This is a genomic window from Brytella acorum (assembly GCF_029309905.1).
Lineage (GTDB): Bacteria > Pseudomonadota > Alphaproteobacteria > Acetobacterales > Acetobacteraceae > Brytella > Brytella acorum.
This window is the reverse complement of the sequence record NZ_JARBJP010000003.1, coordinates 312,258-324,905: the sequence shown is the minus strand read 5'-3', so window position 1 is coordinate 324,905 and position 12,648 is coordinate 312,258. Positions and strand designations below refer to the sequence as shown.

The 12,648-nt window shown below is 53.9% G+C and carries 11 protein-coding genes and 1 tRNA gene; 7 read left to right on the top strand and 5 right to left on the bottom strand.

The features are described 5' to 3' along the window. Positions 1-25: 25 nt before the first annotated feature. On the bottom strand, positions 26-1,477 hold the full coding sequence (locus PWM43_RS07985) for a SulP family inorganic anion transporter (RefSeq protein ID WP_289841966.1): 1,452 nt from the start codon (positions 1,475-1,477) through the stop codon (positions 26-28). Positions 1,478-1,690: 213 nt separating this feature from the next. On the opposite strand from PWM43_RS07985, the gene PWM43_RS07980 reads away from it, so the two are divergent. The 6 genes from PWM43_RS07980 to PWM43_RS07950 all read left to right on the top strand — a co-directional run bounded on the left by PWM43_RS07980 (position 1,691) and on the right by PWM43_RS07950 (position 7,763). Continuing rightward, positions 1,691-1,766, top strand: a tRNA-His gene (locus PWM43_RS07980). Between the two features lie 369 nt (positions 1,767-2,135). Then, complete coding sequence (locus PWM43_RS07975) at positions 2,136-3,200, top strand: glycosyltransferase family 4 protein (protein ID WP_289841965.1); 1,065 nt, start codon at positions 2,136-2,138, stop codon at positions 3,198-3,200. A 51-nt stretch (positions 3,201-3,251) separates the two neighbouring features. Next, entirely contained in the window at positions 3,252-4,361 is a 1,110-nt protein-coding gene (locus PWM43_RS07970; protein ID WP_289841964.1) for a glycosyltransferase, read from the top strand. Positions 4,362-4,364: 3 nt separating this feature from the next. After that, on the top strand, positions 4,365-5,261 hold the full coding sequence (locus PWM43_RS07965) for a glucosamine inositolphosphorylceramide transferase family protein (RefSeq protein WP_289841963.1): 897 nt from the start codon (positions 4,365-4,367) through the stop codon (positions 5,259-5,261). 496 nt (positions 5,262-5,757) lie between these two features. Beyond that, positions 5,758-6,675, top strand: a complete 918-nt coding sequence (locus PWM43_RS07955; protein ID WP_456304628.1) for a glucosamine inositolphosphorylceramide transferase family protein — start codon at positions 5,758-5,760, stop codon at positions 6,673-6,675. Further along, the gene (locus tag PWM43_RS07950) at positions 6,672-7,763 is read left to right on the top strand and encodes a glycosyltransferase family 4 protein (RefSeq protein ID WP_394356052.1); all 1,092 of its coding nucleotides are present in this window, start codon (positions 6,672-6,674) and stop codon (positions 7,761-7,763) included. Before PWM43_RS07955 ends, PWM43_RS07950 begins: the two co-directional genes overlap by 4 nt. On the opposite strand, the gene PWM43_RS07945 is transcribed toward PWM43_RS07950, so the two are convergent. Both PWM43_RS07945 and PWM43_RS07940 read right to left on the bottom strand, forming a co-directional pair. Further along, positions 7,742-8,875 (bottom strand): sensor domain-containing protein, encoded by a 1,134-nt coding sequence (locus PWM43_RS07945; protein ID WP_289841960.1) that lies wholly within the window; start codon positions 8,873-8,875, stop codon positions 7,742-7,744. The genes PWM43_RS07950 and PWM43_RS07945 overlap by 22 nt on opposite strands. Before the next feature lie 312 nt (positions 8,876-9,187). After that, on the bottom strand, positions 9,188-9,790 hold the full coding sequence (locus PWM43_RS07940) for an NUDIX domain-containing protein (protein WP_289841959.1): 603 nt from the start codon (positions 9,788-9,790) through the stop codon (positions 9,188-9,190). A 279-nt stretch (positions 9,791-10,069) separates the two neighbouring features. Between PWM43_RS07940 and PWM43_RS07935 the strand changes: the two genes are divergently transcribed. Next, entirely contained in the window at positions 10,070-10,876 is an 807-nt protein-coding gene (locus tag PWM43_RS07935; RefSeq protein ID WP_289841958.1) for an alpha/beta hydrolase, read from the top strand. Positions 10,877-10,932: 56 nt separating this feature from the next. Here the strand turns inward: PWM43_RS07935 and pnuC are convergent, their stop codons facing one another. Together pnuC and PWM43_RS07925 are read right to left on the bottom strand one after the other, a co-directional pair. Beyond that, a complete protein-coding gene (gene pnuC, locus PWM43_RS07930; RefSeq protein ID WP_289841957.1) occupies positions 10,933-11,493 on the bottom strand; it encodes a nicotinamide riboside transporter PnuC in 561 nt (186 codons plus the stop codon). Between the two features lie 30 nt (positions 11,494-11,523). After that, on the bottom strand, positions 11,524-12,648 hold the full coding sequence (locus PWM43_RS07925; protein WP_289841956.1) for a phosphotransferase enzyme family protein: 1,125 nt from the start codon (positions 12,646-12,648) through the stop codon (positions 11,524-11,526).

Below are 12,648 nucleotides of genomic sequence, written 5' to 3'. Positions count from 1 at the left end.
GACTGATGTTGCTGGTTTCCCGCCTTCAGAGGGCGAGGAGGGGTTCGGATGACAGGCGCAGGACGCCATGCTGGGTGATATTGAGACCCTCGACGGAAACCTCGATATCACGGTCGCGAAGCTTCCCGATGATTTTCTCAAGGGTCTCGACGGACGTAACGTCCCAGAAGTGAGCTTCGTTCAGGGCGATAGCCACCACTTTGGATGCGGTCTGAAAATCGATGGCGTCGTAGAAAAGGTCGGCGGATGCGAAAAAGACCTGTCCCCTGACGAGATAGAGATCCGCGCTGCCACTCGTATGCTTTTCGACTTTCAGCATGCCGGTCACGCGCCAGGCGAAAAAGACGCCGCTGAGCAGAACGCCGACCGCGACACCCGCGGCAAGGTTATGTGTCGCTACGACGACGACGACCGTGGCGAGCATCGTCAGGCTGGAAAGGCGCGGATGACGTATCAGTTCACGAAATGAAGGCCATGAAAACGTGCTGATCGAGACCATGATCATGATGGCGACGAGGGCCGCCATGGGCACCTGCCCGACATAGCGATGCAGGGCGACCATGAGGATGAGCAGGAAGACGCCCGCCGTCAGCGTCGAGAGACGTCCGCGACCGCCATATCGCAGGTTGCCCACGGTCTGGCCGATCATGCCGCAGCCCGCGATCCCGCCGAACAACCCGACCATCATGTTGGCGATGCCAAGTCCGGTCGCTTCCATGCGCGGTGCACCATGCGTGTCCGTCATGTCATCCACCACGCTGGACGTCATGAGGGATTCCAGCATGCCCACAGAAGCCATTGCGAGAGCGTAGGGCATGACGATTGCGAGGGTTTCAAAGGTCAGCGGCAGGTGAGGCAGAGTCAGTCCCGGCAAACCTGTGGGGAGCGCGCCCAGATCGGCGACGACATGGATCGGCATCGGAAATGTCAGGCTGATGGCTGTAAGAGCCACGATGCAGATCAGGGGCGACGGGATGGTCGTGCTGATTCTGGGCAGCAGATAGATGATGGCGAGCCCCAGAGCGATAAGCGCATAGGTGTGCCATGTCACGTGTAGCATCTGCGGGATCTGCGCTGAAAAAATCAGAATGGCCAGAGCGTTGACGAAGCCCGAGCGGACTTCGCGCGAGACGAAGCGCATCAGCACATGCAGGCCGCAAAGCCCGAACAGGATTTGCATCGCGCCTGCCAGCAGCGTGGCGGCAAGCATGTATTGCACGCCATGAGCGTGCACGAGCGCGGCCGTGACCAGTGCGACCGAGCCGGCGGCGCCGGAAATCATGCCCGGTCGTCCGCCGGTGACCGAGATCGCCACGCTGATGACGAAGGACGCGTAAAGCGCCGTGGCGGGAGATACGCCCGCGATATAGGAAAAGGCGATGACCTCGGGAATGAGGGCGAATGTGCCGACCATACCGGCCAGCACTTCACGTAGCGGATTATAGGACCACTGCGCGCGGTATTGCGTGAACGTCACGGCGTTGAAAACCTTTCGACGAGATCATGACAGGAGGATCGTCGTATTCGGGCCCGACGTGGCAATGCCGGAAGTAGTTTAAGGAAGCCTTTGTAGGACCGCAAGGAAGGCGCCTCCCGAGCAGAGCCGCACGCGTTTCAGACACAGCAAAAAGAGTGTGAGAAGGGGCTGGACTTGAGCGGCGGCTTTCTCTAAATGGGGCGTCGCTGTGTGGCGGACGTAGCTCAGTTGGTAGAGCGCCGGTTTGTGGTACCGGTTGTCGCGGGTTCGATCCCCGTCGTTCGCCCCAGCGATTTTTCCCTTGAAAATCAATGATTTAGAAGGCCGGGTGTCAAAGCTCTAGCGCCGTACCCCTCGCGTTGAGATGGGTGGAAAAGATATGAGAAACATGATCACCCGAGGAGGAGTCTGTTAGGCTCATTCATCGTCTGCAAAAGAACGTTGGCCAGATGTCGCTTGGAGCCCGATGATGCCCGAAAGAATATAGCCGAAAAATCTTGCGGTATCAATGATCTGTGCTTCTCGTATGATCGAGGGAAAGAGTTTTTCGAGCCACTTAGCTCATTTTGTGTCAAAGTTGACATATTTTTAAAAATAATGCATAGGCTGACTTAGCCTTTATCATATAACGAAAATCAGTGTCTTTAAAGAATTATATATGAATATTGGTTTTGTCATTCATAATATTCATCTTATGGGTGGGACGGAAAGATCAGTTTCCGCGGTCATGAATGGACTGGTAGATAAAGCTCAGATTTATCTGATCGAAGTGTCTGCAGTGGATGTTCCTGCATATCCGCTTGATGTGCGGATCAAGCGCTCATGTTTATTTACCCATCCTGTTTCTCTTCTCAATTCATGGTTTCGCCTGGTCATTCGTCTGGCCCATCTGATAAGGCATCTCCAACTTGATGCTCTGGTAATCGTAGAGAGTACTCATGCGCTTTACGCCGTGCTTGCGGCGCGAATGGTTGGAGTGAGAAGTATTGTATGGGAACACTTCAACTTTAACGTACTTTTAGGTAGGAAGAAGCGTGGGTGGGGTCGTCGTGTTGCTGCCCGTTGGGCTGACGATATTATTACTTTGACCGAACGTGATCGCACATTATGGACCGATGCAGTTTGTCCTAAGGCCCAGATAACCTGTATTCCCAATATGGCACCTTCTGCTTCAAATATGTTTTCGACCTCAGCCCTCAAGGTCATGGCGGTGGGACGATTAACAAAGCAGAAAGGCTTTGATCGGCTTCTTGATGCTTGGAGATTGATTGAAAAAGATAGGAGATCGACAGAGTGGGTTCTTGAGATTGTAGGTGAAGGCCCTGAACATACAAAATTATTACAGAAAATTATTTCTATGCAGCGTGTGAGTATTATTCCACCTATAAAAAATATTGAAAATCTATACAGAGATGCGGGTATAATTGTTTCATCATCGCGATATGAAGGCTTGCCAATGGTCCTGCTGGAGGCATCTGCCTATGGTATTCCGATTGTGGCTTTTGACTGCGAAACTGGTCCTGCTGAAATTATTGCTCATGGAGAAAGTGGTTGTCTGGTGCCGGAGGGGGATATTAAAGGGCTTGCAGAAGCACTTATTCAACTTATGGCTTCTTCCGAGTTGAGGCAGAAATTTTCTCAGGCGATAAGCAAGAGTAGCAGCCGATTTTGTAAAGAAGTAATTTTGCAAAAGTGGTCTAATTTATTAGATATTCCGAGATAGTATAGTGTTTTTTTTGTTTAATCAGACGGTTATGGGACAGTGATATTTTCTTTGACCATTGGTGTTGTCATTCATGATTTTAGTCTGGGTGGCTCGGAGCGAATCGCCATTAGATTAGCAAATTACTGGAGTGAGCAAGGGCATGATGTGACTGTTTTTTGTGGTCGAGAGCATGGCCAGATGCTTGGCCTTGTTTCTAAAACAGTCAAGATTGTTACGTCTATTCCTGTGATTGTTCGGGGCAGGAACTCTGTTCAGACTCTCGCGTATGCTGCGCAGAAATATTTTACCTTGAATCCTGTCGATTTCTGTTATGTTCCCGGGAATTACCATTGGCCCGTTTCGTATCGATTGGGGAAAATACCCATATCTTCCAGACCTATTATTGTTTCTCAAATCAGTTCCCTCATTTATAAACCAAATAGAAAACCAATTTTTCAAAAGCTTTTTAATTTCAGAATGAGAATTCTTCTGAAAAAAAGTGACGTCGTGGTTGCAATGGACCCAATCACTGCACAGCAAAGCAATGCTATCCTTGGAAGAGATGATACTATTGTTATTCCTCTCCCAGCCTTGCCAGTGCGTTCATTCCCGCTGTCAGATCTTCCGTCTGCCGTACCGTATTCTGTTATGGCAGCTGGACGTCTAACAGAACAGAAGGGTTTTGACACGCTTATCAATGCGTTTCGTCTCGTAGTTAACGTGCATCCCGAAGCTCGTCTAACAATTTATGGTGAAGGTGAAGATCGATCTGCCCTTGAATTTCAAATAGAGACTCTTCAACTACAAAATAACGTTCATCTTTTTGGATATGTTTCTAATATTATTCCATTTTTGAAAGAAAACTCTTTATTTGTTTTATCTTCACGTCGAGAAGGGTACGGAGCAGTCTTGCTAGAAGCTCTTGATGCTGGCTGCCGTATCGTGACAACCGATTGCACTCCAGCTATTCGTGATATATTTTTAAATACATTGGTTGGAAAGGTTGTCCCTGTCGACGATGTTTTGAAACTTTCTAAGGCTATTATAGAAGAGCTTTCTCATTTTTATTCGGAAATCGACTTTGATTCTAAAAAACTGGACAGATATCGTATAAACATTGGTGGAGATTTATATATTAAAGCCGTCCGTACAATAAAAAGATACAATCAGAAGGTATGAAATATGGGGATACGTAAAGATATATGGAAAGTTTTTCTGATAAAAAAAAGCCTGGAAAAAATCGTAAAATCAGGATCTTTACCATCTGAGTGTATTGATATTACTGGAGATCTTAATTTTTATACATTTTTGGCTGATCCTTTTGGTATCGTAAAAGGTAAGTTTTTATATGTATTTGCAGAATACTACGATTACAGATCACGAAAGGGAATTATTGAGTGTTTTGTTTTTGATGAAAATATTAAATTAATAAGGAGAGTAAATGCTCTTTCTGAGGCCTGGCACCTTTCTTATCCTTATGTATTTGAGCATGAGGGAAAATATTTTCTTTTACCAGAATCATCAAAAAACAATAAATTGACTCTTTATGAGGCAGAAATATTTCCTGATCAATGGATGAAAATATGTGATATTGATTTGGGTGAAGACGTTGCAGTTGATGCCACCCCTTTTTTTCATAACGGTATATGGTGGCTATTTTATATGTTGGCCACTAAAAAGCCTGATAGAAAGCATGAGCTTCACGTTGCTTACGCATATTCTCTAACTGGCAAATGGACTCGACATAGGGCGAATCCTATAAAAAAAGGACCATCATTTTCTCGTCCTGGCGGGACGCCTATCGCTTTTCCCGACGGGAGCATCATTCTTCCGGTACAGGATTGTGAATCAACTTACGGAGGGGGAATACGACCACTCATATTTGACATACTCACGCCAGAGCAAGTTCGTTGCGAAGTCGCTCCGGCCCTCAAAATACCGTTGTCGCTAGCCCCTTACACGGAAGGCGTTCACACTCTTTCCAGTATTGGAAATATGACATTAATTGATGCAAAAAAAACAGATCTATCACTCAAAGGGATTTCTATACAAATAATCCGGGAGATCAAAAATTTATAAACTCATATTTATTATAATTGATGAATTCAATGATAAATACTTTAATATATATTATATTTATTTGGAATGTGCGGGGTGCGTCACGATGATTCCGCGTGCGGAATCTCGCTGTGCGTTTCCATTTGCGAAACAGCCGCCCACCCGACTGACCGCTGATGATCGTCAGTGACCATGACGCCAAGATGACTTCAAACGCGCCCCTGACCTGGCAGCAAAAGCGGTCGGTTCCGGGACGAATGCCTGAGCAAACGTCAGTTCCGTGACAGCGTCCACGCTCGAACGGTCATTGGCGCGTGACGGGCTGACCCTAAAGCCGTCATGCCTCGCACCGGCCTCAATGGCATGACACCAGAGACGTTCAGTCAGCGCATCAACAGGACATACGAGTAACCACAAATCCTAACTTCAAACCGAGGGCGTGTCGGGGGAGCATCACCAGCAATATGGAGGCTCATTCGTAATCGCATCCCGCCAAAATCATGCTAAACCATAGGCGATGAGCATCTTTAGAACCGATATCTGGCGCGTTGGCGTCGTGCGGGCCGGATTTTCCACTATTTGTCACGCAGGTTCCCTAGATCCGTTCTCTATCCGCTGGCTTCCTAATCCGGGTCGATACCGTTTCCTGGCGGACCCGTTCGGAATATGGCGTGACGACAAACTGTATGTCTTCGTCGAACATTATGATTACCGAACGCGCAAAGGTGAGATTCATCTACTGATTATGAATCACGCACTGGAAATTCTTCAGCAGGGAAGGGTTCTTTCTGAACCGTGGCACCTGTCCTATCCCTTTGTATTTGAGGCCGATGGCGAGACCTGGATGCTGCCCGAAGCCTATCGCTCGGGAAAGCTGACCCTGTATCGGGCACGTCGTTTCCCGTGGGAGTGGGAGGTCGTTCCCGAATTTCGCTTTCCCCATGCCGCAATCGATGCCTCGCCGATTTTTACCGCAGGTGCATGGTGGATGTTCTACGCCCCCTCCACACCACGATCCGATCGCATGGCCGCGCTTCGACTGGCGCGGGCCGATACGCTGATGGGCAAATGGGAGGACGTTTCCACGCAACCCCTGAGACGTGGAGCCGGAAGCAGCCGTATGGGTGGGACACCCCGGATCGTGGATGGACGGCTCATTCTTCCCATGCAGGACTGCGTCGGGACCTATGGAGGTGCGATCCGTCTTCTCGCGACTACGACTTCCCCTGACCGCTCCATGATTTTTCAGGAAGGGTGTCGGATCGCTGCGCCACAAAGTGCACATCCTTTTACGGCAGGGCTGCATACACTCTCAGCCGCAGGCGACGTCACGCTCATTGATGCAAAACGCATCCTGCGTAGTGTACCCACGCGTGCCGGAATCGATCTCCGCCACCATGTCGGGCAATGGTGGGAACAAAGGACGGCACGGTGAGGATCGCCTATATCATCAACTCGGTGGAAGGAGGCGGGGCGGCCCTGCCGGTGCCCGCCGTCACCCGCATTATGCGTGAACGCGGGCATCATGTCGAAATCTTCGCGCTTAGCCGTCGCGACGGACGCGCCATTGCCCCGATGGAACAGGAGGGCTTACGCGTGCATGTCCGGGATGGCGCTCCTGGCGATCATCTGGCTGCATTTTCCTGGCTGAAGCGCCGGATTCAGGCATTTTCGCCAACGGTCATCTGGACGTCTCTGACCCGCGCGACCCTGATGGGACAACTGATAGGCGCTTGGCGACACTGCCCGGTGATCAGTTGGCAGCATTCAGCACGTCTCAAACCAGCCAATGCTCGGATGCTGCGCCTCTTGCGGTCCCGCACCTCACTCTGGATCGCGGATTCCCACTGTGTCGAGAAAACGACCCGTGAGACGCTGGGAATCCCGTCAGAGAAGCTCGCCTGCTGGCCGATCTTCCGTGCGAATGCCGATGTTCCTCTGGCGACACCGTGGCAAGCGGGCCAGCCAGTCCGTATCGGTTCACTCGGACGTCTGCATCCGGTCAAGGGTTACGATATTCTGTGTCAGGCTCTGGCGCGGCTGCGCCAGAAGAATGGCCTGCCGCCTTTTGAAGTCCTGATCGCCGGAGAAGGCGAAGAACGCGCCCATCTGGAAGCCCTGATCGCACAAGATGACCTGCCGGTCCGTCTCGCTGGTTATATCGAGCATCCCAAAGATTTTTTGGCGACCCTGCACGCTTATGTGCAGCCTTCCTTCTGGGAAGGCTTGTGTCTGGCGGCGCATGAGGCGATGCTGGCGGGCCTCCCTGTCATTGCGTCAGCAGTCGGAGAACTTCCCTTTACCATCACGGGAGGCATGGGAATTCTGGTGCAACCGCGCGATTCACAAGCCTTGGCAGATGCGTTTGAAAAACTGCTCCGCGCGCCAGACAGACTGGCGAAATGGGGACAAACGGGGCGTCAGCGAGTGCTTGAACGGTTCAGCGCCGAACACTTCGACAGCACCGGGCACGACATCGTAAAACGCGTAGAGCAGATTGTTCAGGCGCAGCGGCGGAGATAATCCACCATGGCGTCCGCCGCTGCCGGCGCGGTTGGCCGGTTGTCGGGCACTTCGAACGTCTCAGAGAAATAGGCTGTCTGTCGGCTTTTGAACTGCGGATGGATCAGAAATGCGTTGTCCAGCGTATCCGCAAGGCGATCAGGGTTGTCCAGTACTTCGCCCAACTGCCAGAAGCTGTAATTGCTGTCGTTTTCCCAGTGGGCATTATGAGCGTTGAGAAAGACACAGGGGCGCGGACGGATCATGAATTCCGCCACCTGACTGCTGACATCACCCAGATAAAGATCCGCCGCCATGGTATAGGTCATGTCGACGCTCCGCGTGCTACCCGGATCGATCAGCAGATTTTCACAACCTGAAAAACGCTGCCGCAAGATCTCGCCAGCTTCTCTGTCGCGATCGAACAGGCGGATATGAGGCGCGAAGATCAGATTATAGCGATCCTGTTGTGCGAAAAAACTGAGGATTTGATCGCCGAATTTCTCCCATGAAGACAAGCGTGAGGAAAAATGCGGATTATAGAGCACGATCGGGCGGCCATTGCTGAAAAGCGGTCGGGCCGCGTGATTCATGCGCTGAACGATATCGAATTTCGCATAAGTGCCACGATGATACCGACCGGGTGTAATGGCGCCCTGCTGAAGCAGACGCTTTTCAATCTTCTTCCCGGATAGAACAATAAAATCGAACAGACGTGTATCTTTTGCGAAACCGACCGCCCTGTCACCAGCACCATGGCGGGTCCATGCCAGACGTGGTTTCCAGACACCCATGCGCTTGAGATACAGAGAGGTGCGCTCAGGTACGACGATACCCTTGAACCGCGAGAAATAGGAGCGGTTCATGGCCAGCACGGCTATTTTTTCGAGCGGACCGGGTCCCTTTTCCTCGATCCTGCGCCGCAGACGCTGAGGCATCCGCAACAATTCATACGAAACCTTGCTCTCCGGATAGAAGTCGGCCAGCGTGCGGGCGTATTCCAGATGGCGTTCCGTCATGCAGGCGACCTGCACTTCGACATCCGGATTCCGGGCGGCCATTTCCAGTCCTATGGGAAGCGAATGAAGCGTCTGATGCGGCTGGGCTATGAAAGGTAATACGACTTTAAGCATAAAACGTTGTTCCAAACAGGGCGACTACCCTTCCTCCTTCTGAAACAGGAATTTCATTCATAGACAAGTGCATTTCATGTCATTTTTTTGACTATTTATTACGGATTGTAGTGGGTGTTTCATTAAGATTTTTTAATTACGTATATTATTGAAATAATACGACATATTTATTCTAAAAGTCAAGGACACTATCTCACGTCGATCAATCCAGCGCTGCGCAACAATGTTCCCGTCGCGGTGAAATATACGATGCGGGTCCATTTCGTCATGCGTTGAAGGCGGTGATAGCCGACGCGGCGGTTGTCGTGATTTTCAGAGTAATCCTCTGGCGTCGAGCACCGCGAAAACAGCGAGCGTCACCATGCAGGTTATTTCGTTGTCGCGGATCATGCGGCGCACCTCCTCGAGCGGGAGCGTGTGGCAGGTGATGTCCTCTTCCGTGGCTTCGAGCGCGCGCGGACCCTGGGTCAGTCCGGTTGCGAGATAAATATGCCCGCGCTGGGTCGAGTAACCCGCGCCCTGATAGGTGATGCCGACATGCTCCATCTTGTTGGCGACAAGCCCGGTTTCCTCGCGTAACTCGCCCGCGGCGACCTCGTCCGGTTCGGCGTCGGGGCGCGTTTCCCACATACCCATGGGCAACTCCCACATGCGACGCTGCACGGGATAGCGAAACTGTCGGATGAGGGTCACCGTTTTTGTCCCGTTCTCCTCGCCAAGCGGAAGGATCACCACGAATTCGCCGCGCTCCACGACGCCATACAGCCCGTCCTTCCCGTTCGGCCGCCGGATGATATCCTCACGCAGCCGCGTCCATGGATTGGCATAGGCAATGCGGGTGGAAAGCGTGACATATCCGCCGGTGTCGGGCGTCTCGTCGTCGCGTTCCCCAGGGCGTCGGGTCGTGTCCGTCATGAAAGGGTCTTTCCAGTTTCGCCGGTCGTGACGACTATGAATGACAGGATACAAGCCTCCTGCCCAGACGATACAGGACGCCATGGCGTCTGAGATTCTGGTCGATCTCGAAACTGCTGGCGGGACTGTCGTCACGCGCCCATCCGTGATCGGAAGCAGGGCCGAAAAACGCGCATGTTTCGGACCCTCCATGTGATGACACAGTCACGTTTCTGACATAACGCGGGTGGCCTGATTGTGAGGCTGAGTGGGGAGTGGAAGCATGGGAAGCTTATAGCCATGAAGGGTCTCCCGATGCATCGCCGTTCTCTTCTTGCCGCCATTCCGACCGTTTCTCTTTTTCCGGTGGCTGCTGCGCGAGGGGCATCCTTGGAGCGACGCCCGATCTTGCTTGTCCATGGCATGTTTGGCGGTGGTTGGGTCTGGCGGTTCGTGACGCCGGAACTTGAGAGGCGGGGACACAGGGTCTTCACCCCGACTCTCACCGGCGTCGGCGAACGATCCCACCTGCTGTCACGTGAGGTCACGCTCGACGTTCACATTGAAGACGTCGTCAACATGATCGACATGCTGGAACTGACGGACTTCACGTTGGTTGGCCATTCCTATGGCGGAATGGTGGTGACGGGTGTGGCAGACAGGCTGCGCGATCGCGTTCGGCGCCTTATCTATCTGGACGCGCTGATTCCGGAAGATGGTGAAAACGCCTTTGCACTCCTGCCGGGCGATCTGGCGGGCGAACGCCGGACCGCTGTCGCGCGCTATGGCGCCGGCGTGGCATTTCCCGTGCCCGACGCATCGGCGGTTCCTCTTCCCGAAAATGAAGCCAAAGACTGGTTCATGCGGCATCTGCGTCCGCATCCGGTCGGAACGTACGAGACGCCCGTCCGACTTCGCCAGCCTGCGGGCTCTGGCCTGCGGGTCACCTATGTCGCGTATGAAAAACCTGCTCTGGAGTCGATTGCGCCCAGTCGTCAGCGTGCCAGAGAGAAGGCGGGATGGGAGTATCTGTCGCGCCCAGTGCCTCATGACGCGGAAGTCGCTGATCCGGAACTGGTTGCGGGGCTGATCGCGGATCGGGCCTGAGAAGGGGCGACTTTGAGTGTCCTTGATCGCTTCTTTTGCGTGCGTCGATACTTGGGTCAGCGCCATAAACGGCTATGCCAGCGTCGCCATCCATCCCAGGCGAGGCCGACGAACAGGCCGTAGAGAAGGGCCGTCAGATACAGCCCGCGCGTGCAGAAAAGTCCGACATAAAGCCCGTCGATGACGATCCACGCTGCCCAGCAGAGACGGTAGCGCCGCGCCATCCAGAACTGCGCCACGATGCTGGCGCTGCTCAGCGCCGCATCCATGAACGGGACCGGATCGTCGGTCCATGTTGCCAGAACGCATCCCCACGCCAGCCCACCGAGCAGACCGGCGAGCACGGCGGCCGACAGATGGAGCCGGGACGGCGTGACGATGGAGACCGCCCCCTCAGCCCTGCGCCCGTTCCGTGCCCAGTGCCACCAGCCATAGAGCAGAAAAGCAGCGAATACGGCCTGCAACGCCATGTCGGCGTAGAGGCGGGCGTCGAAGAAGACGACGCCATAGAGCAGGGCCGCCAGAAGCGAGACGGGCCAGCACAGAAGCTTTCGCCGCGCCGTGAGCCAGACACCGAGCGCGCTCAGACCAGCGGCCAGAATTTCCATCGGCGACATGGCGGACGCTTCCTCTTGGCGCGCTTCCTTTCAGGGAAGTTCGTTGACCAGCCAGTCGAGCAGATCACGGCCCGGATCGCTGCCGAACCAGCGCAGATGTCCGAGAAGATAATCGCCATAGGCGACATCGGCACCCGCCCTGTCCCCCAGCAGCGTGCCGTAATACGCGACCTCCGAAAGCGCGAATTCGACATGTACGAGCGGCAGGAAGCCGATCATCATCGCGTAATCGCTCGGAGTCAGAAGATGATATGACTCATACCCGAACATCATGGCGCTGAGCTGCTCATAACGCACGGGGTCGGGGTCGTCGAGATTCAGCCATGCCACGGCGCTGCGTTCGATGGCGACGGCAAGGTCGAAAGCCGCGAAGGTCCGGTCTGACATGCCGAAATCGAAAATGCCGGATACGGCGCCGTCCTTCCATGCGAGATTCGACCCATGCCAGTCGCCATGGCCCCAGCATGGCGTGAGATCGGCGAGATAAGGCTCGAGGGCCTTCCGATACGGCCGTGTCTGCTGCGCGACCTCTTCCTTCCAGTCCCGGCCCTCCAGCGCGGCGGAAAGGCCCGGCTCCGCGACCACCCACGCTTCGAGTTCGGCTTCGAAATCGGGCCGGATGATCAAGCCGCAGCTGGAGACCAGAGGGCGGTGCGGACGGGCAGGCGCGTCGTAATCCGCAGCGGCAAGGTGCAGCAGCGCCAGTGTCTTTCCGGCGTTGTAGGCATCGTCGTCGCTCAGGAAAGCGCCCCAGGACTGGACGTCGCGATAGAGATCGTCGCCTTCAAGTTCCGGATAGACCTCGTAGATCCAGCCATCTCTCTGCACGCTCCGCTGGCCCGCGAGGGTGAAGCTTGCGAGTGAGACCGGAAGATCTTTCGCGGCGAGATGGTCCGCGAAACCGTGTTCTTCAGCCAGCGCGGTGGCGTCGCGAAGACGGAGATCATGCCGTTTGAGAAAGACATTCCGACCGTCTTCCAGCGGCACGATGCCAGTGGCGGAAAACGGGCGCTGGCCGTGCCAGGCGACGTCTCCGGCCACGGGAGGCAGCCCGTAGGGTTCCAGCACCGCGGCGACTTCTTCGCGTGTCAGTGCGGGCCAGTCGCGCGTCTCCTGAACGCCGAGAACGCCGAACTGCGCGGGTGTGTCCGTCAT